This is a genomic window from Streptosporangium sp. NPDC048886, assembly GCF_055586905.1.
Map to the genome: position 1 here is coordinate 154730 of NZ_JBVJHH010000019.1, position 23177 is coordinate 177906.

At 73.2% G+C, this 23177-nt stretch carries 21 protein-coding genes; 8 read left to right on the plus strand and 13 right to left on the minus strand.

Annotation, left to right across the window (positions count from 1 at the left end; genetic code table 11):
• Window positions 1-59: 59 nt before the first annotated feature.
• The gene (locus ACZ6R6_RS24315; protein ID WP_306865898.1) at window positions 60-371 is read right to left on the minus strand and encodes an isoamylase early set domain-containing protein; all 312 of its coding nucleotides are present in this window, start codon (window positions 369-371) and stop codon (window positions 60-62) included.
• Window positions 372-692: 321 nt separating this feature from the next.
• On the opposite strand from ACZ6R6_RS24315, the gene ACZ6R6_RS24320 reads away from it, so the two are divergent.
• Window positions 693-1322, plus strand: coding sequence for a nucleoside/nucleotide kinase family protein (locus ACZ6R6_RS24320; RefSeq protein ID WP_470096856.1), 630 nt, complete (start codon window positions 693-695; stop codon window positions 1320-1322).
• Between the two features lie 173 nt (window positions 1323-1495).
• Here the strand turns inward: ACZ6R6_RS24320 and ACZ6R6_RS24325 are convergent, their stop codons facing one another.
• Together ACZ6R6_RS24325 and ACZ6R6_RS24330 are read right to left on the minus strand one after the other, a co-directional pair.
• Window positions 1496-1789, minus strand: coding sequence for a hypothetical protein (locus ACZ6R6_RS24325; RefSeq protein WP_470096858.1), 294 nt, complete (start codon window positions 1787-1789; stop codon window positions 1496-1498).
• Window positions 1790-1945: 156 nt separating this feature from the next.
• Window positions 1946-2164 (minus strand): hypothetical protein, encoded by a 219-nt coding sequence (locus tag ACZ6R6_RS24330; protein ID WP_470096860.1) that lies wholly within the window; start codon window positions 2162-2164, stop codon window positions 1946-1948.
• 144 nt (window positions 2165-2308) lie between these two features.
• On the opposite strand from ACZ6R6_RS24330, the gene ACZ6R6_RS24335 reads away from it, so the two are divergent.
• On the plus strand, window positions 2309-3238 hold the full coding sequence (locus ACZ6R6_RS24335) for a hypothetical protein (protein ID WP_470096862.1): 930 nt from the start codon (window positions 2309-2311) through the stop codon (window positions 3236-3238).
• Here the strand turns inward: ACZ6R6_RS24335 and ACZ6R6_RS24340 are convergent.
• Window positions 3216-4124 (minus strand): Vgb family protein, encoded by a 909-nt coding sequence (locus ACZ6R6_RS24340; RefSeq protein ID WP_470096864.1) that lies wholly within the window; start codon window positions 4122-4124, stop codon window positions 3216-3218. The two genes, ACZ6R6_RS24335 and ACZ6R6_RS24340, sit on opposite strands and share 23 nt — an antisense overlap.
• Window positions 4125-4216: 92 nt before the next feature.
• Entirely contained in the window at window positions 4217-5827 is a 1611-nt protein-coding gene (gene abc-f, locus ACZ6R6_RS24345) for a ribosomal protection-like ABC-F family protein (RefSeq protein ID WP_470096866.1), read from the minus strand.
• Between the two features lie 97 nt (window positions 5828-5924).
• Here abc-f and ACZ6R6_RS24350 point away from each other — a divergent pair, with 97 nt between their 5' ends.
• Complete coding sequence (locus ACZ6R6_RS24350) at window positions 5925-6575, plus strand: TetR/AcrR family transcriptional regulator (protein WP_470096868.1); 651 nt, start codon at window positions 5925-5927, stop codon at window positions 6573-6575.
• 114 nt (window positions 6576-6689) lie between these two features.
• On the opposite strand, the gene ACZ6R6_RS24355 is transcribed toward ACZ6R6_RS24350, so the two are convergent.
• Window positions 6690-7151 (minus strand): MarR family winged helix-turn-helix transcriptional regulator, encoded by a 462-nt coding sequence (locus tag ACZ6R6_RS24355; protein WP_470096870.1) that lies wholly within the window; start codon window positions 7149-7151, stop codon window positions 6690-6692.
• 57 nt (window positions 7152-7208) lie between these two features.
• Here ACZ6R6_RS24355 and ACZ6R6_RS24360 point away from each other — a divergent pair, with 57 nt between their 5' ends.
• Complete coding sequence (locus ACZ6R6_RS24360; RefSeq protein WP_470096872.1) at window positions 7209-7613, plus strand: VOC family protein; 405 nt, start codon at window positions 7209-7211, stop codon at window positions 7611-7613.
• An 85-nt stretch (window positions 7614-7698) separates the two neighbouring features.
• On the opposite strand, the gene ACZ6R6_RS24365 is transcribed toward ACZ6R6_RS24360, so the two are convergent.
• On the minus strand, window positions 7699-8931 hold the full coding sequence (locus ACZ6R6_RS24365) for a hypothetical protein (RefSeq protein ID WP_470096874.1): 1233 nt from the start codon (window positions 8929-8931) through the stop codon (window positions 7699-7701).
• Between the two features lie 335 nt (window positions 8932-9266).
• Window positions 9267-12284 carry a class IV lanthionine synthetase LanL gene (gene lanL, locus ACZ6R6_RS24370; RefSeq protein ID WP_470096876.1) on the minus strand — a complete coding sequence of 1006 codons (3018 nt, stop codon included), beginning with the start codon at window positions 12282-12284 and terminating at the stop codon, window positions 9267-9269.
• Window positions 12285-12694: 410 nt separating this feature from the next.
• On the opposite strand from lanL, the gene ACZ6R6_RS24375 reads away from it, so the two are divergent.
• Complete coding sequence (locus ACZ6R6_RS24375; protein ID WP_470096878.1) at window positions 12695-13606, plus strand: helix-turn-helix domain-containing protein; 912 nt, start codon at window positions 12695-12697, stop codon at window positions 13604-13606.
• A 57-nt stretch (window positions 13607-13663) separates the two neighbouring features.
• Here the strand turns inward: ACZ6R6_RS24375 and ACZ6R6_RS24380 are convergent, their stop codons facing one another.
• The 3 genes from ACZ6R6_RS24380 to ACZ6R6_RS24390 form a co-directional block, all read right to left on the minus strand.
• Window positions 13664-14461 carry an SAM-dependent methyltransferase gene (locus ACZ6R6_RS24380; protein WP_470096880.1) on the minus strand — a complete coding sequence of 266 codons (798 nt, stop codon included), beginning with the start codon at window positions 14459-14461 and terminating at the stop codon, window positions 13664-13666.
• Window positions 14462-14607: 146 nt separating this feature from the next.
• Entirely contained in the window at window positions 14608-15807 is a 1200-nt protein-coding gene (locus tag ACZ6R6_RS24385) for an FAD-dependent monooxygenase (RefSeq protein ID WP_470096882.1), read from the minus strand.
• 109 nt (window positions 15808-15916) lie between these two features.
• Window positions 15917-17389, minus strand: a complete 1473-nt coding sequence (locus tag ACZ6R6_RS24390; protein ID WP_470096884.1) for a M48 family metallopeptidase — start codon at window positions 17387-17389, stop codon at window positions 15917-15919.
• 205 nt (window positions 17390-17594) lie between these two features.
• On the opposite strand from ACZ6R6_RS24390, the gene ACZ6R6_RS24395 reads away from it, so the two are divergent.
• Together ACZ6R6_RS24395 and ACZ6R6_RS24400 are read left to right on the plus strand one after the other, a co-directional pair.
• Entirely contained in the window at window positions 17595-18431 is an 837-nt protein-coding gene (locus tag ACZ6R6_RS24395; protein ID WP_470096886.1) for an LLM class F420-dependent oxidoreductase, read from the plus strand.
• Window positions 18432-18552: 121 nt separating this feature from the next.
• Entirely contained in the window at window positions 18553-19368 is an 816-nt protein-coding gene (locus tag ACZ6R6_RS24400) for an SGNH/GDSL hydrolase family protein (RefSeq protein WP_470096888.1), read from the plus strand.
• A gap of 207 nt (window positions 19369-19575) precedes the next feature.
• Here ACZ6R6_RS24400 and glpK read toward each other — a convergent pair whose 3' ends face one another.
• Entirely contained in the window at window positions 19576-21093 is a 1518-nt protein-coding gene (gene glpK / locus ACZ6R6_RS24405; RefSeq protein ID WP_306865934.1) for a glycerol kinase GlpK, read from the minus strand.
• Between the two features lie 36 nt (window positions 21094-21129).
• Window positions 21130-21897 (minus strand): IclR family transcriptional regulator, encoded by a 768-nt coding sequence (locus ACZ6R6_RS24410; protein ID WP_451934695.1) that lies wholly within the window; start codon window positions 21895-21897, stop codon window positions 21130-21132.
• Window positions 21898-22215: 318 nt separating this feature from the next.
• Here ACZ6R6_RS24410 and ACZ6R6_RS24415 point away from each other — a divergent pair, with 318 nt between their 5' ends.
• Window positions 22216-23043: an MIP/aquaporin family protein gene (locus ACZ6R6_RS24415; RefSeq protein WP_470096891.1), complete on the plus strand. Its 828-nt coding sequence runs from the start codon at window positions 22216-22218 to the stop codon at window positions 23041-23043.
• Window positions 23044-23177 lie beyond the last annotated feature (134 nt).

The window sequence follows — 23177 nt, forward strand, 5'->3', positions numbered from 1 at the left end:
CGGCGGGCCTCCTTCCTGTGACGCGGCCGCGGGGCCGCGGGCGGCCGTGCTGCCGTGTCCTACATGATGGGCGTCGCGAGGTTTCCACCCGCCGGGTGCAGGCGTCCGCCGTGCTCGTCGTGGTGGTCGGCGTCGGCGTCGTCGAACCACACTCCGCCGTCGGCGAGGTAGCGGAAGCGGATGGGCTGCTGCGACGGGACGGTGAGGCTCACCTGGTAGGTGCCGTTGTCCTTGCGCTGCATCGGGTGGGCGTAGGGGTCCCAGTCGTTGAAGTCGCCGACCAGCGAGATCCCGCCCAGGGGCTGGTCGGCCGGCACGGTGAAGGTGAGCTTGACCTGGCCGTTCTTGGTGGGTTTACCACGTTTGATCATCGAAGTTCTCCTGACGCACTGTCTCCATGGGTGGCCTGCCGTGATCGTGGTGACGATGAGACGCGAAGGTCACGTCTGCTCCCCGAGCGCGCGTCCTCCCGGACGGGCACGATCGGGAGGCCGGTGCCCAGTCACGGTCAAGCCGGTACGATCCACATGGATCGTTACCGCTAGTGACAAGACGACAACACGGTGTGTGAACTTTTGGGGCGGATAACGACTGACTTTGACTGGATCGTGGCGGTGCCGTGTCGTCCCCGGACGCACCGGAGGCCCGGGGAGCCCGTGCGGCCCACCCGCGCTCCGGTGAAGGATGTCCGTATGGACATACGGCCCATCTCGCTGCCGCTGCTGGTCGAGGAGCTCGCCGACCGGATCGCCTCGGCCCCGCCGGACTCGTGGGTGCGGGTGGCGCTCGACGGCGCTCCGGCGGCGCGGCCGGAGTGGCTCGGGGACGCGCTGGTGGATCCGCTCCGCCTCCGTGGTCGCGAGGTCCTCCGGGTGTCGTCCGGTGATTTCCTGCGCCCGGCGTCGCTGCGCCTGGAGTACGGCCGGACCGACCCGGACGCCTTCTACGGCGACTGGCTCGACCACGGAGCCCTGATCCGAGAGGTGCTCGGCCCGCTCGATCCCGGCCGCTCGGGGAAGGTCCTGCCCACGCTCTGGGACAGCGCCGCCGACCGGGCCACCCGCGCCTCCTACGTCACCGTGCCGCGGGGCGGGGTGCTCCTGCTGGACGGGGCCCTGCTGCTGGGCCGGGGGCTGCCGTTCGACCTGGCCGTGCACCTGTGGCTCTCGCCGGGCGCGCTCGCCCGGCGGACCGCCCCGGAGTGGCGGTGGACGTTGCCCGCCTACGCGCGCTACGAGCGGGAGGTCGGGCCGGGCGGTGTCGCCGACGTCGTCGTCCGTGTCGACGATCCGCGGCATCCGGCGATCGTCAGGCGCCCGTGAGACCGGCCGGGCGGGAGAGCGGCCGGGCGGGGGAGCGGCCGGTCGGAGAGGCAGTCGGTCGGGGAGCGGTCCGGCCGGGAGCCGGGCCGGTCGGAGGCGCGTGCCGTCGCCCGGCACGCGGGCGGGCCGCGTCCCCCCGGAACACGGCCCGCACTCACCTGCCTGCTTCCCGGCTAGACCCCGGCGCGTGAGGGCATCCTGGTCTCGCCGTAGGTCTCCTCGAGCATCTCCCCGCCCATCGCCCGGGTGTCGGTGTGCGTCTCCTCGATCCGCAGCGCGATCCCCAGCGCGAAGAAGGTCGGCGCCCACTGGCCGATGAAGATCCCCCACCGGTCCGCCCGGTCCAGGCCGGCACTCTCGACTTCCCTGGAGGTCAGCCAGGTCGCGAAGGACAGGCCGATCGACGCGAGGCCGGCCGTGTACATCATGCCCGACCGGACGCCCATCTTGTGAAGCATGCTGATCATTTCATCCCCCCTGATGATGGTTCGTTCCTATCGTTACCCCTTGGTGTTGTGTGTAACCGAATGTCGTAAAAAGCGGGCCGCCGTCTCGCCTCGGCCCGGCGGCGGGACGGGCCCGGGTACGCGGCCCGGGCCCTTGGGGGCGCGACCCCGGCGGGTCTACGTGGCCGTGCCGCCGGCCTGTTTCAGCAGACCCTCGCGCCGGCCCTCCAACTCCTCGGCCAGACCCTCCTGCTCGTCGGCCATGTTGATCATCGCCGACCGCTCGGCGGCGTCCGTCGGACCGATCTCGCCGACCTGCCTGCGCAGCTCGGCGGCCTCGGCGCGCAGCCTCGCTATCTCCTCTTCGACCTGGTGGAGTTCGTCTTGAATGCTCATCCGGTGTCCATACCCCGGCAGTGGGCCCCGACTCCAGGAGCGCCGGCCCCGGCCGTTCCTCCCCGCCCCTACTCCGCCCGGTGTAGGCCGACGGCCTTCCGGTGGAGGATGGCCGGCCGGCGTCCGTGCCGGAGGCTTGGAGCCATGCGTGCTCATCAACGGTCCGGTTATGCCGTCGCGGCGCTGCTGCTCGCCGGCAGCGCCGTTCACCTGGCCGTCTACGCCGTCGACGGTGGCGGCTGGACGGGGCCTGTCTCGTGGCGCAAGCCGATCCTGTTCGGGTTCTCCTTCGGGGTGACGCTGACCGCGCTGGTCTGGGTCACCGGCAGGCTCCGGCCCGTCCCCCGCAGGGCCGGAGCGCTGCTCGGCGTGCTCTCCGCGGCCAGCTTCGCCGAGGTCGCGCTGATCTCCCTCCAGCGCTGGCGCGGCGTGCCCTCCCACCTGAACTTCACCACCCCGACCGACGCGGCGGTCTCCGCCGCCCTCGCCGGATTCGCGATCGTGGGCCTGATCCCGCCGATCCTCGTCATCGCCGTCCTCGCCTTCCGTGGCCTGGACGCGCCGCCGAGCATGCGCCTGGCGATCCGCGCGGGCCTGGCCGTCCTGCTGCTCAGCCTGCTGTCCGGTGCGGCGCTGATCGCCAACGGAAGGGCCATCGGGCTGCCGCCCCAGGCGACCGACCTGTCCGTCTTCGGCGCGGCGGGACAGCTCAAGGTGCCGCACGCGGTCACCCTGCACGCCCTTCAGGTGCTGCCCGTGCTCGCCGCGCTGCTGGCGCGGACCGCCTGGACGGAACAGGTCCGGACCCGGCTGGTCGCCCTGGCCACGGCCGGGTACGGCGGGCTCGTCGCGGTGAGCGTGCTGCAGGCCGCGCAGGGGCTCGCGCCGGCCGACCTCACCGTGACCTCCGGGGCTCTCCTGGCGGCGGGCGCGGCGGCGCTCGCGGTCGCGGGGGCGGCGGCGCTGGCGGGGCTGAGGCCGGGGGCGCGCCGGCCCGGGGCCGACGGCGCCTCGACCCGGGACGGCGCCTCGACCCGGTGGGGAACGCGCCTCAGTCCGGGACGGAGACGGTGAGCCGGGCGAGCGCGCCGATCTCCAGCGCCGCCCACACGGTCCCGTCCGGCCCGACCGCGATGCCGTGCGGCTCCGACGCCGGGGTCGGCAGCTCATAGCCGTCGATCCGGCCGTCGGCGGTGATCCGCCCGATGCGGTTGGCGCCCCACTCGGTGAACCAGCAGTCTCCGTGCCGGTCGACGGCGACGGCGTGGGGGCGCGCCCCGCGGTCGGGGAGCGGGAACTCGTCGATCCGCCCGTCCGGCCCGATCCGCCCGATCTGACCGGCGCCGATCTCGACGAACCACATCGTGCCGCCGGCTCCGGCGGCGATGCCCACGGGGGCGGCGCCGGCGGTCGGCAGCGGGTGGACCGTGACGCCGCCGTCCATGCCGATCCGGCCGATCGCGTCCGCCTGGTTCATCGTGAACCACATCGCGCCGTCGGCTCCGGCGGCGATCGCGGACGGGAAGGCCCCGGAGACCGGGAGCGGGAACTCCGTGACCGCCCCGTCGGCGGTGATCCGGCCGATCCGGCCGGCGTTGGTCTCGGTGAACCACATCGCGCCGTCGGCTCCCGCCGCGATCCCGAACGGCCCGGCGTCCGGCGACGGCAGCGGGAACTCGTCGATCCGCCCGTCGATGGTGATCCGGCCGATCCGGTGGCTCTGGTACTCGGTGAACCACAGGGCGCCGTCGGGGCCGGAGGCGATGACCGTCGGCCCGCACGACGCCGGGTCGAGCTGGTAGGAGGTGAGCTCCCCGCCGGGGGTCATCCGGCCGATCCGGCCGTGATGGACCATCGTGAACCACAGGGCTCCGTCCGGCCCGGCGGTGATCCCGTACGGCCCGGCGTCCCGGCCGGACACCTGGAGCTCCTCGACGGAGACGGTCGAGTTGCGTGACATGCGGTTCTCCTTCGTCTTCTCGGTCTTCGTCCCGACCTTGGGGCCGGGGGCGCCCGGGTGGATCCCGCCGGGCCGGACGGTGGGCCGGTGTGTCAGAGCAGGCGGCCGTCGCGCATCTCGATCTCGGTGCCGGTGAAGCGGCCGCGCAGCGCCCGGTCGTGGGAGACGACGACGAGGGCTCCCCGGTAGCCGGCGAGGGCCTCCTCCAGCTCCTCCACCAGGGTGAGCGAGAGGTGGTTGGTCGGCTCGTCGAGCAGCAGCAGGTCGGCCTCGGCGGTCAGCAGCCTGGCCAGGGCGAGCCGCCGCCGCTGGCCGACCGACAGCGCCCCGGCCGGTGTCCGGAGGTCGTCGGGCCGGAACAGGCCCATCGACAGCAGCCGCGCGCGGTGCTCCTCAAGACAGCCCGGCCGGCCCTCGGCGAACGTGGCCAGGACGCTCCGCTCCGGGCGCGTCAGGGACGACTCCTGCGGCAGGTAGCCGATCCGCCCGCGGTGCCGTACGGTGCCGCCGTCGGGACGGAGGTCACCGGCGAGGACGCGCAGGAAGGTGGACTTGCCCGCGCCGTTGACGCCGTGGACCAGCAGCCGCTGCCCCGGCCCGACGTCGAAGGACTCGACGGCCAGCCGCGCTCCCACCCGTACGGCCCGCAGCTCGGCGACCGGCCCGGCGGCCGTGCCGCGCCGGAACAGACCCGTGAAGCGCAGGGGCTCCGGCGGCTGGGGCACCGGGCTGTCCCGGAGGCGGCGCAGGCGTTCCTGGGCCTGGCGGACCCGGCCGGCGACCGAGCTCTGCACCCGGCCCCCGGCGCGGTCGTAGGTCATCTTGTTGCCGTCCTTCATGGCCCGGCCGTGCGCGACGCGGTGCGCGGTGGTCGCCGCGAAGGTCTCCACCTCCTTGATCTCCTCGCACCAGTCGGCGTAGGCCTGCTCCCAGCGCCGCCGGGCCGCGACCTGCTCGGCCAGGAACCCGCGGTAACCGCCGCCGAACCGGGTGATCCCGCCGCCTTCGACCTCCAGGATCGAGGTGGCCACCCGGTCGAGGAAGAACCGGTCGTGCGACACCGCGACCACCGTGCCCCGGTGCGCCCGCAGCCGCTCCTCCAGCCAGGCCGTCGAGGCCCCGTCGAGGTGGTTGGTCGGCTCGTCGAGCAGCAGGATCTCGGGGGAGGCCGCCAGCAGGCAGGCCAGGCCGAGCCGGGCCTGCTCGCCGCCGGACAGGCTGCCCAGCTGGCGGTCGCGGCCGATGTGCCCGAGCCCGAGCCCGTGCAGTGCCTTGTCCACGCGGGCGTCCGCCCCGTAGCCGCCGCGCGCCTCGTAGGCGCTCAGCAGCTCGCCGTACTCGGCCAGCCGGTCCTCGGTGAGGTCGTCCTCCAGGGCGCGCATCCGCCGTTCCATGGCGCGCAACTCCGTGAGAGCGACGTCGACGGCGTGCCGGACGGTCTGGCCGGCGGGCAGGCCGAGGGTCTGGCCGAGGTGGCCGACCCCGCCGCCGGCGGAGACGGTGACCTCGCCGTCGTCGGCCTTCTCGACGCCGGCGATCAGCCGCAGCAGGGTGGACTTGCCCGAACCGTTCTCCCCGACGATCCCGACGCGCTCGCCGGGCCTGACGGTGAAGGAGACGTGGTCAAGAACCGGCTGCTCGCCGTAGGCCTTGGAAACTCCCCGAAGGGTGAGCTGGGTGGACAGGACGGGCCTCCGAAACATGGTGTGAACAGGTCGTCGCGGTGCTCGGTGGCAGGCCCATGGCTGCTGCGCTCCCTCATCTCACTCTTAATGCTACTAAGTTGTATTAAGATGGAGTATGCCCGATGCCCCCGAACCGACGCAACTGGAGGCGGCCATGACCTCGGCCGGGAACGTACGGCCCGGCGGGCGCACCGCGCGGGTGCGCGAGGCCGTGCGCGGAGCCACCCTCGCCGAGCTGGCGGAGAAGGGATACGAGGGGCTGACCGTGGAGGGCGTCGCCCTGCGCGCCGGCGTGCACAAGACCACGGTCTACCGGCGCTGGGGCAGCGTGGAGGGGCTCGCCGCCGACGCCCTCGACCTGGCGAGCGGGGAGCCGTGGCCGGTCCCCGACACCGGCACGGTCGAAGGGGACCTGCGGGAGCTCGCCCGCCTGGTGCTGACCGGGTTCGCCGATCCCGAGGCGGGGCCGGTCTCCACCGCGTTCATCACGGCCTCCGCGCGCAACCCGGTCGTGGCCGAGGCGCTGCGCGCGTTCTTCGCCGCCCGCCACGAGCAGTCGGCGGTCATCGTCACCCGGGCGGTCGAGCGCGGCGAGCTGCCCGGCGGCATCGACGCCGCCGACCTGGTCCGCACCGCCGTCGCGCCGCTGTACTACCGGCTGTTCGTCAGTGGCGAGCCGGTGGACGAGGCCGTCGCCGACCGCGCCGCAGCCGCGGCCCTGGCCGCCGCCCGCGCCGGGGTGTTCCGGCCGCCCCCGGGCCCCTGACTCCCGGCCCCCGGGCCGCGGCACCGCCCCGCCGTACGGCCGCGCCGCCCGGGTGCGGGCCGCGTGGCCACCGCGACGGCCGGTCACCGCGGACGGACCTGCCCGGTCCGGAGGTCATCGGCCCGTGGCCGGGTCGGGTCGCTCCGTCAGGTCCGCGTACACGCGCAGCAGCAGGTCGTGCAGCAGGGCGCGCTCCCGCTCGTCGAGAGGCGCCAGCACGGTGTCGCGGACGGCGGTGGCCTCGGCGGCGAGCGAGGTCAGCGCGGCGCGGCCGGCGGGGGTGACCGTCACGCGGACGCGCCTGCGGTCCGCGGGGTCGCGGGTCCGCTCGGCGTAGCCGGCCGCGGTCAGCTCGTCGATCACCTTGACCACGTCGCTGGGGTCGATGTCCAGCCGTGCGGCGAGGTCGCGCTGGACGTGCGGGCCGAAGTCCGCCAGCGCGGCCAGCACCGCCATGTGCCACAGACGCAGCCCCCTGTCCCCGAGCTGCCCGGCGAGCCGGGTCCGCGCGGCCTTGCCCACCTTCGACAGCAGGTAGGTCGTCAGTGCGGTCAGGGTGGGCGGTGTCTCGTCCATGCCCCTATTGTAGGGTCAAACCAATGATTGGTTCTCACCCATGAATAGGGAGACGTGATGGACGCGCTTCACCCGCGCCTGCTGGTGGGCCGGTTCGCCGACTGCTTCCGGTTCTACGACGCGGTGCTGCCGGAGCTGATCGGGGCCAGGCGCACGCGGGGGGCCGAGAGCGGGCCGTACGCGAGCTGGGACGTCGGCGCCGAGGGCGTGCTCATGCTGTTCGACCGTGCGGCGATGGCCGCGGTGACCGGCACCGCCGGCCTGCCGGCCGAGGCGGCGGTCCAGGACCGGGCCATGCTGGTCAGCCGCGTCGGCGATGTGGACGCCGGCTTCGACCTGTGCCTGCGCCACGGCGGGCACCCGGTCGCGCCGCCCGCCGACCGCCCGGAGTGGGGCCCCGGCATGCGGACCGCGCATCTACGGGATCCGGACGGCAACCTCCTCGAACTCCAGTCGTACTGAACCCGTACCGGACCCCGGGCGCGCGGTCCGGGCGACCGGCCGCCGTCGCAGGGTGGCGGGGCGGGACGGTGGGACGCGTCCCCCGTCAGCCGCCGACACCGGCGCGGGCGCGGGTGTGGGTGCGGTGCGGGTGCGACCACCGGTAGAGGTCGTCCCGGATGAGGCGGAGCTCCTCCAGGGCCCGGCCCGCACCGGTCTGACGCGACATCGTCAGGGCCTGGCGGGCGACTCCGGCCGAGCGCTCGCCCTCGTGCGCGTCGGCGTAGGCGTGGGCGAGACAGGCCATGTTGTAGGCCGTGAGGTAGTTCGACGGAGCCTCCGAGAGGTCCCGCTCCAGGATCTCGATCGCGTCGGCCGGATGGTGGAGCTGGATGAGGCATCCGGCGGCCAGGGCGTTGTGGACCCAGGCGGGGTAGTCGAACGTGATGGGAACGTCGTCCTTCGGGCTCTCCTGGGGCGCCTCCGCCGACTCCTCCAGGCGGCGGTGGCACATGTCCTCGGCCCCGGCCATGGCGTGGCCCTGCGCCTCGTGCCGGCGGGCCATCGCCTCCAGCGGCGGCGGGGAGAGCACGTGCTCGCGGGCGGCGACGGCGAGGTCGATCACCTGCTCGGGGTTGCCCCGGCTGTCCTGCAGGCCGGCCCGGCGGGCGAGCGTGTAGGCCACCAGCCGTTCGTCCCCGGCCTGGTGCGCCGCCAGCAGGGCGCGGTCCGACCAGGCCAGCGCCTCGGCGAGGTTGCCGCCCTCGTAGTGCATGCGGCTGATCAGCTCGGCGTCCTGCGAGCTGAGCAGGAGCAGCGACTGGCGGATGTCCGACCTGGCCTCGCGGCGCAGCGCGTCGAGCGTGGCGAAGACGGGGGACAGGGCGCTGATCGTGCGGGCCGGGCGCAGGTCCGGCCGCGAGTACGCGCGCAGGACGGTCCGGAAGTAGGCCGCGGTCTGCTCGTCGGTCCGCCGGGGGTTCTCGATCGCCCGGCCGGTGCGCTCCTCGTCGTCGGCCGAGAACGTCCCCGCCATCAGCGGGATGCCGGTCAGGTGGTGCCAGAGGGTCGTGCCCGCCGCCTCGCCGCTGAACAGTTCCGCCTCGTTCATGCCGAACGCCCGGCAGAACAGCTCCGAGTACAGCTCGTCGGGCCGCTGCTCTCCGGCCTCCCAGGCGCGGATCATCTCCGTGAGCCTCTCCTGGCTGGGCAGGCGGTCCCGGGCCGTGTCGTCGGCGACCTCGGTCAGCTGCCTGCCGAGATCCTGCCGGCTCCACAGGCGGCCACGCCGCCAGGCGCGCATGCGGGCGGCCCAGGTCGGAATGTCGATGGCAACCATCGGTCCATCCTCTCGAGGCGTGGGCAGGAAGCGACATTCCGCCCATACGGGGACATCCGCTCCTATTCTCCTATGGACGTTGCGTGCCGTCCTCATAAGGATGCTAAAAACTCCGGCGGTCGCCTTGACCGTGATCTGGTCTCCGGCGCGGCCGGGAGCGATCACGGGAAGCCCTGCCCGTCCGGTGCGGGCGGGCAGGGCCCTGATCTCAGTTGTCGGTGCAGAAGAGATGGATGCGGCAGTTCGTCAGCCGGGCCGCCTCGGTGGCGGCCGGCTCACGCTCCTCCAGGCCCTGGAGGTCCTGAACGTCGAAGGACATGGTCTCTCACCTCCCTTCACGGGTTCCACGGCCGCGCCGGGCGCGGCACCGTCGCTGTGGAGCCGCCGCCTCCCGGGGGAGGGCGGCGGGTCCGGGAGGGGTGATCCCGGCAGGCCGCTATGACGTCGTCGAGCATCCACAGCCGCGCGCGCCGGTGACGGAGCCGGATGAGGAAGGCGACGACGCCCGCCGTACCGCCGAGGAACGTGGGGGTGACCGCGGAGCCCGGGCCGGGGACCAGGAGCCTGCCGAAGCGGTGCACGGCCCGGGCCTCCAGGCAGCCGGCCAGGTCCTCCGCCCACCGGTGGTAGCGGTCGTCGGCCGTGAAGTCGGCCATGTCGAGAAGGAACTCCCCCTCGCCGGGGAGGCCGTGGCACGGCACCGGACCCGTCTGCCACCGGGTGCGGTGGACCGCGACCGCGGCCCGCTCGGCCAGCAGCAGCGCGACCGGGTCGCCGGTGACGCTCCAGTAGCGGATGAGGAAGGAGCCGATCCCCGACGACCCGCTGCACCAGTGGGGCCGGCGCGGGCGGACCGTCTCCGGCGCGTCCGACAGGACCGGCCACCACGCGGTGTCGCCGTCGAGGTCGGCGTGCTCGTAAAGGGTCTCGGCGACCTCGCGCGCGCTCGCCGTCCACTCCGGGCGGCCCAGGGCGGCGCCCGCGTAGAGCAGCGCCGTGCCGACGCCCGCGATGCCGTGCGCGAAGCCGAGGTGGCCCGCACCGACGAGGCCGGAGTCGAACGACTCCGGGGTGGTCCATCTGGGGCGCCCGTCCCGGTAGGACCGCGCGCGGTGGAGGTTCTCGAACGCCTCCGCGGCCCGCTCGCGGAGCGCGGGCTCCCCGGACCGGAGCGCGAGGTGGACAAGCGCCATGCCGCAGCCGGCCAGGCCGTGCGTCACGTCGGGGACCGGGTGATCCGTCGGCAGCCGGCCCGCCGCCCACAGCGCGAACTCCCTCATCTCGCCGTCGCCGCCGGCCTCCGCCGCGTCGTAGAGCGCCCAGACGGCCCCCGACCGGCCGAAATACAGGCCGGGACGCCAGAGGTCCTCGCCGGCGAGGCGGTCGCGGAGCCATCGGGCGGCGGTGGCGGCCGTACGGTCGAGGCCGCCCCCGCCCCAGCCCCCACTCCCGCCTCCGGCGGGCGAGGTGCCGTGCCCGGTGAGCGAGGCGAGCGTCAGGACGGCGAGGATCCCCGCCACGCCTCCGTTCACCGAACACGGGTCCGCCTCGACCCCGTCGACGACGTTCGGCCACGGCGAGGGGCTGCCGTCGCGGGTGTCGGCCGTCTCCACCAGACGCGCGAGCCCGTCGGCGACGAGCTCGCCGGACCTCGACGGCACCCGGCCCGGCTCCTCGGCGGGGGCGGCCGGCCCGCCGGGTCCTTCGGCGGGGGCGGCCGGGCCGTCCGGCTCCGGCGCGGGGGCCGGCGCGGGGGCCGGGGCGGGGGCCGGGGCGGGCGGACCGCCGGGTCCTTCGGCGAAGGCGGGCGGGCGGCCGGGCGCCAGCGCGTCCAGGAACTCCTCGCACCTGTCGAGTGACCAGCGCCGCTCCGGCTCGCCCATCAGCCCCGCCACGAGCGGGCGCAGCAGGGTCAGCGTGGGGTTGGCGGCGGCGACCTCGGCGACGTGGCACAGGACGCGCCGTCCACGCGCCGGTCCTGTGACGTCGTCCTCCGCGAGCGCCGGGTCGGCGCCGACCGCGAGGAAGTATGCCGTCGCGCCGAGGGCGTAGAGATCGGCGGAGCCGTCCGGGGCGGGCCGGAACCTGCCGCTGTGGGGCGACAGCTCCGGCGCCAGGTAGCCGGGGGTCCCGCCCACCATGACGACCCTCCCCGGCGGGACCGCGTGTTCGAGGTCGACGAGGCGGATGTCGCCGCCGGGCAGGAGCATCACGTTGTCCGGTGAGAGGTCGCCCAGGACGTAACCATGGCGGTGAACGGCCCGGACCCCCTCGACGAGGCGGCGGACGACGGGCAGGACCTCCGCCGCCCCGTTCCCGAAACCGCTCCGGCCCAGGGGCCCGGCGCGCTCCTGCGACCACCGCCGCAACGTGATCCCGGGCACGAGCTCCTCGGCGAGGAAGACGTGTCCTCCCTGCTCGAAGAAGTCGACCACGGCCGGCACGAGACCCGTGACGGCGAGGGCCTCCAGGCAGGACCGCTCGGTCGCCACACGGTCCCGGGCGTCCCTGCCGCTCAGGTCGGAGCAGGCGTGGGGGCGCCCCTCCTTGACGACGACCTCCGCACCGGTCGCGGTGTCCTCGGCGAGGTAGACGCCGCCCCGGTTGGCGTGCCGTACGGCCTCGCGGACGACGTAGCGGCCCTTCAGCACGACGGCGGACGGCCGCGCCGGGGGAGGGGGCGGCTCGGAAGGGGGCGTGGCGGAAGGGGGCGTCGCGGGCGCGGCCGCCGCGAAAGGAGCGGGCCCCGCCGAAGGAGGGGGCGCCGCGAAAGGAGAGGTCGCGAAGGGCGGCGGCGAGAACCGCGGCAGCCGCTCGTCGCGGACCAGCTCGCCGCCCGGCGCGCGCAGGCGGACCTCGTAGAACCCGTCGTTGCCGAGCACCCGGTGCCCGCCGAAGGCGCCGTAGCGGTAGTGCACGATTCCCCCCGCCCGGTAGGGACGGTCGGTGAGGATCGCCGGGCCGGGGAGCCCCATGGTGGCCTCGTCGAGGAGGGCGGCCAGCCGCGCCGACCCGTCGTCGTCGAGCGGATAGGCGGTGACGAACTTCCCCGCGTGGGCGCGGGGGCAGTGCGGGGTGAGGAGGTCCCAGTAACCGCTCAGGCGCGTGGGGAACTTGAACGCGCAGCCCGCCTCGATGAGCACCGGGGCGGCGCGGGACAGCACGACGGGGGCGGAGAGCATCGTCGCCGACAGGTGCAGCTTCCACCCCTGCGGAGGCATCGGATAACCGTCCGGGGTGACCTCGCACCAGAATTCCCCGTCGTCGACCGACCAGCCGTGGGCCCCCGCCCGCCTGAGTCCGGCGATCACGATGTCGCGCAGAAGGGCTCTCTCACCCGAATGAATTTCCACGTGAGTTCCCCTTCCGGCCATGGTGCGCTGCACCGCCTGGCGACAGGATCGCCCATGACTGCCGTCAATGACAGATAGTTTTCCGCTCCGCCAAGTCGGTGATAGTTATTTCGCTCTGGTTTTCACCCATAAATATGCTTAAATTTGTTTGCGGGAATCCTGGATTCCCGTCGATCGCGGGACGCCTGCGGGTGTCCCGGTTGCGGGGCCCGGCCGGAACACCCGGTGGGAGACGTGGGGCCGCCGGGAGGGCGTTCCTCCGACACGGACGGCTGTCGTAAAATGCTGAATTCGCCTCACGTGCTCACGGGAGTTACCGCCCAACGTGTGCGTTAGAAGGTAATTGTCCGGATTATCAGAGGGAAACGCGGAACGGCCGAGCTGTTCGACAGGGCCGTCGGGGAGTGAGCATGAGCACGGAGCATGCCGAAGGCGGCGTGGCGCGTGGTGGCGTCCTCGCCGGAGCCGGTGGCGGTCCCACCATCCTGCGGATCCTGCTGGGTGCCCAGCTCCGGCGGCTGCGCACGGCCCGGGGCATCTCCCGGGAGGACGCCGGATACGCCATCCGCGCCTCTCACGCCAAGATCAGCAGGCTGGAGCTGGGACGGGTCGGCTTCAAGGAGCGCGATGTCGCCGACCTGCTGACCCTGTACGGGGTGACCGCCCCCGGAGACCGGGAGCCGATGCTCGACCTGGCCCGCCAGGCCAACGCCCCGGGCTGGTGGCACAGATACGGCGACCTGCTCCCGAGCTGGTTCGAGGTCTACGTCGGGCTGGAGGAGGCCGCCTCGATCGTGCGGACCTACGAGGTCCAGTTCGTCCCCGGCCTCATGCAGAGCCCCGGCTACGCCCGGGCGGTCATCATGCTCGTGCACGGCGGCGCGTCGGCGGAGGAGGTCGACCGCCGGGTCGCCCTCCGGATGGCCCGGCAGGAGCGCCTCACCCGGCCGGACGCGCCGACGCTCTGGGCCGTGATGGACGAGGCCGTGCTGCGCCGCCCCATCGGCGGCGAGCAGGTGCTGCGCGCGCAGGTCGACCACCTGCTGGAGCTCACCGAGCTGCCCAACGTGAGGCTGCAGATCATGCCGTTCCACCGGGGCGGCCACGCGGCGGCGGGCGGGCCGTTCTCCATCCTGCGCTTCCCCGAGCGCGACCTGCCCGACGTCGTCTACATGGAGCAGCTCACCAGCGCCCTCTACGTCGACAAGCTTGAGGAGACCGACCACTACATGCAGGTCATGGACCGCCTGTGCGTCCAGGCGTACTCCGTCTCCGACAGCAAGAGGTTCCTGCGCGACCTGCGCGCGGAGCTGCCGGGCTGAGCCGGGCCGGGCCGCCGGGCCGCCGAGCGGGGCGGAGCCGCCGGGCCGGGCGGGACGTCAGGCCGTTCTGCGGCCGACGCCGCCGAGCACGATCATCCGCGTGGACGGCGCGTCCATGCGAGGCCGCCACCGCGTCACGTCGACCAGGCCAGGCTCGACCAGGTCGAATCCGTCGAAGAACGGCAGGATCTCCTCGTGGTGCCGGAAGTCGATCGTGAGCGGGCCGCCCGCCATCGCCGCCCGCGCCCGCGCGACGGCTTGGGGGTCCCCCTCGGCGCTCGGCTGGGAGATGGCCAGCATGCTCCCCTCCGCCATGCGCTCGCGGAAGCGGCCGACGATCCTCGCCGGCTCCCGCGGGCCGGGGAAGAACTGGAGCACCGCCACGAACAGCACCCCGACCGGCTCGTCGAAGTCGATGAGCCGGCCGAGCTCCGGGTGGGCGATGATGTCATCGGTGTCCCGCAGGTCCGCGCGGATGGAGACCACGCGGTCGTCGGTGGCCAGGAGCGCGTCGTTGTGCACCGACACGATGGGGTCGTTGTCGACGTAGACCACCCGCGCCGCCGGGTCGATCTCGCGGGCGATCTCGTGAACGTTGGGCGAGGTCGGGATGCCGGTGCCCAGATCGATGAACTGGCGGATGCCGGACCGGGCCATGAACTCGACCGCCCGGCTCAGGAACAGCCGGTTCGCCCGGGCCAGCGGGGGATAGTCGGGGGCCTGGGCCACGAGCATGTCCGCGTACTCGCGGTCGGTGGCGTAGTTGTTCTTGCCGCCCAGGACGTAGTCGTATACGCGCGCCGCATGCGGAGTGGTGGTGTCGATGCCGGCGGGCACTGAATGATCATCGCTCACGGGGCCGAGTGTATCGACCGCATTTGTAGTGATTGATGGCTGTTTACACTTCTGTGGCCGACCTTGCCGCGGCCTCCACGCCCGTGGCCGGTCCCGCCGTGGCCCTTCGGCGGCGGGCGGCAGCCGCGGGGCCTCGACGGCGCCCGTCAGTAGTCCTCAAGGGTGATGGCGGTGGCCGCCCGGTGGATCGGCTCGACGACCTTGGCCATCATGCGCTCCTTGCCCGGCATCCGGTTCATCAGCGAGAGCATCTTCAGCGACAGCCAGATCTGGGCCCTGCTCCTCATCACCATCCGCTTGACGTTGGCCGGCCCGAGGTTCTGGTTCTGCTCGGCGAAGTGCCGCATCCGCCGCTCGTAGCCGTCGAATCCGGCCTGGTGGTCGCCGCCGGCCGCGGCCAGCTCGCCCGCCAGGACGTAGGCGCCGACCAGGGCCAGGCTCGTGCCCTGCCCCGAGGCGGGGGAGGCGCAGTAGGCGGCGTCCCCGACCAGGGCCGTCCGTCCCTTGGACCAGCGGTCCATGTGGACCTGGCTGAGTGAGTCGAAGTAGAAGTCGGGCGCCTGGTCCATGCCGTCGATCAGGCGCGGGACCTCCCAGCCCTGCCCGGCGTAGGCCTCGGCCACGAGCCGCTGCTGCCCGGCGCGGTCGCGGTGGTCGTGCTCCAGCGGCTCGGAGGCGAACAGGAACATGGCCTTGGCCCCGGCGTCCTTGGCCGTGCTGTAGGTCAGCGCGGTCCGGCGGGGGGCGACATAGGTGAGCTCCCAGCGGTCGAGGTCCAGGTGGTTGGGGACGCTGAAGATCGAGATGTGGTAGCCGAGGTCGCGGACGAACCGCTCCTCGGGGCCGAAGACCAGCGCGCGGGTGGTGGAGTGCAGCCCGTCGGCGCCCACCACCAGGTCGAAGGCGCGCCTGAGGCCGCTGTCGAAGGTGACCTCGACCCCGTCTCCGGTGTCGGTGACCGAGGCGATGGAGTCGCCGAAGAGGTATTCGGTCCCGCCGTCGGTCAGGTCGGCCAGGATGCGGGTCAGGTCGCCGCGCAGGATCTCGGCGTCCTCGCCCTCGCGCCCGCCGAAGGTGTCGCCGTCCATGCTCGCCACCCGCCTGCCGGTGGCGGTGACGATCGATCCGCCCCGCATGTCGGTGCGCTCGCGCCGGATCTCGTCCATGACGCCCATGCGCTCGACCACCTCCAGCGCCGCGCCGCGAATGTCGATCTTGTAACCGCCCTCCCGGAGCGCGGGAGCCCGCTCCACCACCGTGGGCGTGAAGCCGTGGCGGCGCAGCCAGTAGGCCAGCGTGACGCCCGCGACGCCGGCGCCTGAGATCAGGACGTTCTTGTTCCGCATGGGGGCTCCTCGGCAGGTGTTCGATCCCGTGTCCGAGCATGACGGTACATCAGCATGAGACGTTTGTTCAATACATTCGTCTAAGGCATTCGTTCAAATCGGTGTTCCGTCAGGCGGGGGCGTAGTCCGGGGCGACGCCCTGCTCGGCCAGCCACGCGCGCATGCCGGGCACCTCCGAGGGGTCGGAGACCACCTTGGCCGCGTACCGGGTCACCGTGACCTCCTCGCCGTCCTCGAACAGCAGCCGCGAGGGGGACGACCAGGAGAGCGTCCACCGGGCCTGGCCGTGCTGGATCAGCGTCGCCTCCAGGGCCTGCCCCAGCACACCCGCCAGCAGCGTGTCGGAGGGGTTCCAGCCGAGCCGCCGCAGCTCGGCCTCCAGCTCGGCGTGCCGTCCCCGGGCGAGCGCCTCGAAGGCGGCGTCGAGGTAGGGCCGGGGGGTCCCCATGACCCGCTGGCCGGCGACGGACAGGTCGTGCAGCGCCTCGGCGTTGCGGACGGTGTACATCCCGTGCGCGACCAGCTCCTCCCAGGACACCGGCCGCAGCGCGGACAGCGCCTCGGGGCTCCAGATGGTCCGTTCGACGGCGCCCGTGGCGACCGCCGGGTCGAGCAGGAGCGCCGTCGCCGGCCTGGGGTCGGCCGAGTGCCCCGGCTCGGGCAGCAGGGCGATCGCCGCGAGGCGCTCCCGCAGGCCGGGGTGGGAGTCGTAAGGGGAGGTCTCCTCGGGCTGCTCGCCGGCCCTGGCCAGCTCGGCCTGCCTGGCCGGGTCGTCGAGCAGCGCCCGGAAACCCGCCAGCACCTCGCCGGGACGGTTCCCGCCCGCCCCGGCGAGGGACATGTAGCGCTCCATGAACAGGTCCCAGGCCAGCGCCGTTCTGTGGATCTTGCGCAGCGCGCCCGACATCGCCTCCCGGCCCGCGATCGCGACCGCGAACTCGTCGGCCTCCAGCTCCTGGCGGCGCGAGACGGCCTGTGAGACGCGCAGGTAGAGCTTGGCGTAGAAGGAGAACAGCCGCTGCACGAAGGGGTGCCTGCCCAGCCCCTGGACGGCCGCGACCAGCGCGACCCGGCCGCGGTAGACGGGTGCGCCGAGACGGGTGTGGGCGCCGCTGTAGTGGCCCAGCTCGTGGCCGAGCACCGCCCGCGTCTCGTCGACGGTGAGGGTCTGCAGCAGCGGCAGGCCGATGTACATGCGGCGCCTGGTCGCGCGCAGGCCGAGGAGACGGGTGTCCTCGGAGACGGCGGCGTTCACCTCGGCGACGAGGCGGATCTCGTCGGGCGGGGAGGTCTGCACGCGCCGGGCCAGCTCCTCGACCGTCCGCCACAGCTCGGGCTCGTGCTCCCGGGCGACCGCCACGCCGGGCTGCTCGCCCTCCTTCCTGCGGCTGACCATCCACAGCGCCTGGACGAGCGCGCCGGCCGCGAGGGTCAGCAGCGCGGCGACCTTCAGCCCGGCGGCGTGGAAGTCGATGAACAGCCAGACGTCGAAGAGCACGGCGGCCGCCAGGACGAGCCCGACCAGCACGTAGAAACCGGCGAGCAGAGCGAAGGCCAGTGCGGCCCGGAGCGCGGTGGTCATGGGGGAGGAGCTCCATGATGAGGGGACAAATGTCCAAAGACCCTAATAGAGCACCAGGTCGCCCTGCGGGCGGTCCCGGAACCGGGCGGCCTCCGACACCGCTCCGCGGGCCTCCGGCGCGGCCATGTGACGCCAGGTCGCCGGGGGTGCGGAGGGAGCCGAGTGTCGTCCGGGACGCGCGATCACGCCAGGATATGTTGGGGCGGTGGACACCGGCTTTGGCTACTTCGCGACACACGACGCGGTCGACCCGGCCCGGCTCGCCCTGCTGATCGAGCAGCGCGGCCACTCGATGCTGCTGTTCAGCGAGCACACCCACATCCCGGCGGGCCCGCCGCCCGAACGCCCCGACGGGGGCACGCTGCCCCGCAAGTACTGGCACACCTATGACCCGTTCGTGGCGTGCACCGCGGCCGGCCTGGCCACGACGCGGCTGCGCGTGGGGACCGGGGTCTGCCTGGTCCCCCAGCACCACCCGATCAGCCTCGCGAAGTCGGTGGCGAGCGTCGACGCCCTCACCGGCGGGCGGTTCGTCTTCGGCGTGGGCGCGGGCTGGCTGGAGCCGGAGATCCGCAACCACGGGGTCGACCCGGCGCGCCGTTTCGCGGTGATGAAGGAGCACGTCGAGGCGGTGCGGGAGATCTGGGCCCGTGACGAGGCCGACTACCACGGCGATTTCGTGTCGTTCGACCCGATCTGGTCATGGCCCAAGCCGGTCCAGCGCCCCGGCCCGCCGGTGCTGGTCGGCGGCACCGGCCCCCGGGTCTTCGACCGGGTGCTGTCCTACGGCGACGGCTGGCTGCCGAACTACGGGCCCGGCGTCCTGGAGCGCGTGCGGGAGCTGTTCCAGCGCGCGGAGGAGGCCGGCCGGGCGGTGCGGGTGGTGATGATGTCGGTCCCCTCCGACCCTGCGGTGCTGGAGGAGTGCGAGAAGGCCGGGGTCGCCGCCGTGCTGCCGTGGCTGCCCTCGGCGGGGCCCGGCCGCCTCGAGCGGGAGATGGACGCCTTCGAGACGGCGCTCGCGGAGATGCGGGGGGAGTGACCCCGGCGGGGGTGATCCTTACCATTGAGTCATTAACGTGTAATGCGCGCTTGTAAATACGGCGGAACGGGCCGACATTCTGAGCAACGGAGCCGATCGGGGGACAACCCTGGAGGCAAGATTGAAGGTCCCCCGCCGAATCCTCGCCCTCATCGCAGCGCTCACCCTCGTGTCCCTCCCGGCGACGGCCCTGGCCGACACCTCGGCGGCCCCCGGCGCCATGGCCTCGATGGGCGACTCCATCACCCGCGGCTTCAACGCCTGCGGCTTCTACCTCGACTGTCCCTCCAGGTCCTGGTCCACCGGGTCCGACTCGGCCGTCAACAGTCACTACCGGCGCCTGCGGGCCGACAGCCCCGACCTGGTCGCCCACAACGACGGCCGGTCGGGCGCCAAGGTCGCCGACATGGCGGGACAGGCCCAGCAGGCGGTCTCCCAGGGAGTCGACTACGTCACGATCCTGATCGGGGCCAACGACGCCTGCACGTCGTCGGAGGCGGGGATGACCTCGGTGGCCGATTTCGAGGCCAGGTTCCGTACGGCGCTGCAGACGCTCGCCACCGGCCTGCCCGAAGCGGCGATCTTCGTCTCCAGCATCCCCGACATCAAGCGGCTCTGGGAGGTCGGCAAGGACAGCTCCTCGGCCCGCACCGCCTGGTCCACCTTCGGCATCTGCCAGTCGATGCTGGTCAGGCCCCGCTCCACCGACCAGGCCGACGTCGACAGGCGTGACCGGGTGCGCCAGCGGGTGGCCGACTACAACGCGGCGCTGGCCAGGGTCTGCGCCGAGCAGATCACCTGCCGCTACGACGGCGGCGCCGTCTTCGGCCACCCGTTCACGCTGTCCCAGCTGAGCCGCTGGGACTACTTCCACCCCAACACCTCCGGCCAGCAGACGCTCGCCGAGGTCACCTACGCCGCCCGCGTCCTCCTGTAGGGCCACGACGTCCCCCTGCCCAGGGGGCGACGTCCCTTGCCGGACCGCGCCCTGCCGGACCACGGAGCTTGAGAGCCCCGAGGGCGGCGGGGCGCGGCCGCGGGCCGGTGGCGCAGGGGGGCAGGTGGAAAGTCCCGTGGTGTCCGGCGGGGCGGGCGGTGAGTCCCGCGGCGGTCGGCGACGTGTCCCGCTGCTGGGGCCGGGCGGTCAGCGGTGGCCGGGCACCGGTCTGACCCAGCCCAGGGCGCGCTCGACGGCGCGCCGCCAGTTGTCGTGCTCCATGGTGCGCAGCCGCGGATCCATGCGCGGGCTCCACTGTCCGGCCCGGTGCCAGTTGCGCCGGAGCCCTTCGAGGTCCGCCCAGTATCCGACGGCGAGACCGGCCGCGTAGGCCGCGCCGAGGGAGACCGTCTCCACCGCCATGGGACGCACGACGGGCACGTCCAGCACGTTGGCGATGATCTGCATGAGAAGGTTGTCGGTGGTCATGCCGCCGTCGACCTTGAGCGCCCGCAGCGTCAGGCCCGAGTCGGCGTTCATGGCGTCGACCACCTCGCGGGTCTGCCACGCGGTCGCCTCCAGCACGGCCCGTGCCAGATGCCCCTTGGTGACGTAGGAGGTCAGCCCCACGATGACCCCCCGGGCCTCGCTGCGCCAGTGCGGCGCGAAGAGCCCGGCGAACGCCGGGACGATGTAGCAGCCCCCGTTGTCCTGCACGCTCCGGGCCAGGGTCTCGATCTCCGGCGCGCTGCTGATGAGGCCGAGCCCGTCGCGGAACCACTGCACGAGCGCGCCGGTCACCGCGATCGGCCCCTCCAGCGCGTACACCGCCGGCTCTCCGCCGATCTGGTAGCCGACGGTCGTCAGCAGGCCGTGGCCCGAGCGGACCGGCACGGTGCCGGTGTTGAGCAGCAGGAAGCCGCCCGTGCCGTAGGTGCACTTGGCCTCGCCGGAGGCGAAGCAGGTCTGCCCGAACAGCGCCGCCTGCTGGTCGCCGAGCGCGGCGGCGATCCGCACGCCGGGGAACACCCGCCGGGCGGTGCCGTACGTCTCCGTCGAGGGCCGGATCCGTGGCAGCATCCGGCGCGGGACGCCGAAGAAGGCCAGGAGCCCGTCGTCCCACTCCAGGGTGGTCAGGTCCATCAGCAGGGTGCGGCTGGCGTTGGTGACGTCGGTGACGTGGACACCGCCGTCGGGCCCGCCGGTCAGGTTCCAGATGAGCCAGCTCTCCATCGTCCCGAAGAGCACCTCGCCGCGCTCGGCGCGCTCCCGCAGGCCCGGCGTGCGGTCGAGGAGCCAGCGGATGCGCGGCGCGGAGAAGTAGGCGGCGAGCGGCAGGCCGCAGCGTTCCGGCACGGCCTCCGCGCCCGGCCGGCGGGAGAACTCCTCCACCAGGGCGTCGGTCCGCGTGTCCTGCCACACGACGGCCCGGCCGACGGGGACGCCGGTCCGCCTGTCCCACAGGACGGTCGTCTCCCGCTGGTTGGCGATGCCGACGGCCACCACCTGCTCCGGACCTACGCCGGCCTGGGCGAGCGCCTCGGGCCCGATGCGCTCCAGGTTGCGCCAGATCTCGACGGCGTCGTGCTCGACCCAGCCCGGCCGGGGGAAGTGCTGCCGGTGCTCGCGCTGGGTCACCGAGACGAGATGGCCCCGCTGGTCGAAGAGGATGCACCGCGTCGACGTCGTGCCCTGATCGATGGACATCACGTAGCGCGTGACCATGGGGTCCTCACCTGAACGTCGGCGGCTGCGGAATGGTCAGCACCGGGACGCCCCGAGGTCCCGGGACACGGCACGGGCCGCGTCTCGAACATAAGTCACCAGAACCGGGTTCGGCTGCCCCTTGGTGTCACAGATCCGCTCCACCGCGCCGGAGATCCCGATGGCCCCCACCACCAGGCCGCCGTAACCCCGGATCGGCGCCGCGACGCCCGCCTCTCCCACGGTCATCTCCTCGACCTCGGTGACCCAGCCCACCTCCCGCGCCCGGGACAGCGCCCGGGACAGCGCCCGGGGCGTGGTGATGGTCCGGCGGGTGCGGGCCTCCAGGCCGCCGGCCTGCAGGGCAGAGGCCACCCCGGCGTCGTAGGCGAGCAGCACCTTGCCGAGCGCCGTGGCGTGCATGGGCAGCAGCGACCCGACGTCGAGCGTCTGGAGGGTGTCGTCGGGGCGGAAGACGTGGTGCACCACCAGGACCTGGCCGTCGAGGACCGTCCCGATCCTGACCGCCTCACCGCTCCGCGCGGCCAGGGCGTCGGCCCAGTTGATCGCACGCGAGCGCAGCTCGTTGACGTCGAGATAGCTGGTGCCGAGGTGGAGCAGGGCCGCGCCGAGCTGGTATTTGGCCGTCGCCTCGTCCTGCTCCACGAAGCCGACGCGCTGGAGGGTGCGCACGATGCCGTGGGCGGTGCTCCTGGCCAGGCCCAGGGAGCTGGCGATCTCGCCGATGCCCAGCCGGCCGGGGCTCCGGGCGAGCAGCCGCAGGATGGCCGCCCCGCGCTCAATCGACTGGACTGAGCCGGGCATGTGATCGGTGACGGGCGGGACGGCGGTCGTTCGGCAATGTCGGCCCCCATCGAAAGACGGTCTCCGCTCTCCCGGCGCCGCCGGGCATCGAGCGCTGCGCGCAGCCCGCCGATATTACTATCGACTCGCATTCCTGACCAGTGTTCGACATTGTCGTCAGCCCGCCGTTGACCCGGTCCCGTTCCGCGCCTAGCGTCCCGATCAGCCGAGAGGACCGCCTCTTCCTGGCGACTCCCTCCGCGGCCGTCCGCCGGCGGCCCGCCCCCACGGGGACCGGACGCGGGCTTGTGACGTAACACGGCACCGTGAGGAGGACACATGGCGGAACGACTGAAAGCCAGGGGACTGCTCGGCGAACTGGCCGCCGAGTTCGCGGGCACGCTGATCCTGATCCTGTTCGGGGTGGGCGTCGTGGCGCAGGTCGTCGCGGCCGGCATCGGCGATCACGACAGCATCGCGTGGGCCTGGGGCCTGGGCGTCACCCTGGGCGTCTACGTGGCGGCCCGGATCAGCGGGGCGCACCTCAACCCGGCCGTCACGGTCGCGCTGGCGGCCTTCAAGGGCTTCCCCTGGCGCAAGGTCCTGCCCTACTCGCTGGCGCAGACCGCGGGCGCGTTCGTGGCGGCGCTGATCGTGCGGTGGAACTACTCCGAGGTGCTCACCGCGGCCGACCCCGGGCTCACCATCAAGACCCAGGGCGTCTTCTCCACCCTGCCCGGCAACGGGACCCTGCCCGTCGGCACCTGGGGCGCCTTCCGCGACCAGGTGATCGGCACCGCGATCCTGCTCCTGCTCATCCTCGCCGTCTCCGACGCGCGCAACTCGCCGCCGGCGGCGAACCTGGCGCCCTTCGTGGTCGGCCTGATCGTCGTGGGGATCGGCATGGCCTGGGGCACCAACGCCGGCTACGCCATCAACCCGGCCCGTGACTTCGGGCCCCGTCTGGCATCCTTCCTCACCGGCTACGGGACGGCCTGGCGCGACCAGTATGGCCAGCTCTACTTCTGGGTGCCTATCGTGGCACCGGTGATCGGCGCACTGATCGGCGCGGGCCTCTACCAGGCCGTGGTGGCCCGCTTCCTGCCGCCCGCGGAGGAGCCCGAGGCGGGCCGGGTGCCGTCGCCGGCCGACTACGAGACCGCCTGAAAGCCGCCCCCAGAGCAGACCCTTGAAGGAGACATCACTCCATGGCTGACTTCGTCGGAGCCGTCGACCAGGGAACCACGAGCACCCGTTTCATGATCTTCGATCACGGTGGCAACGAGATCGCCCGCCACCAG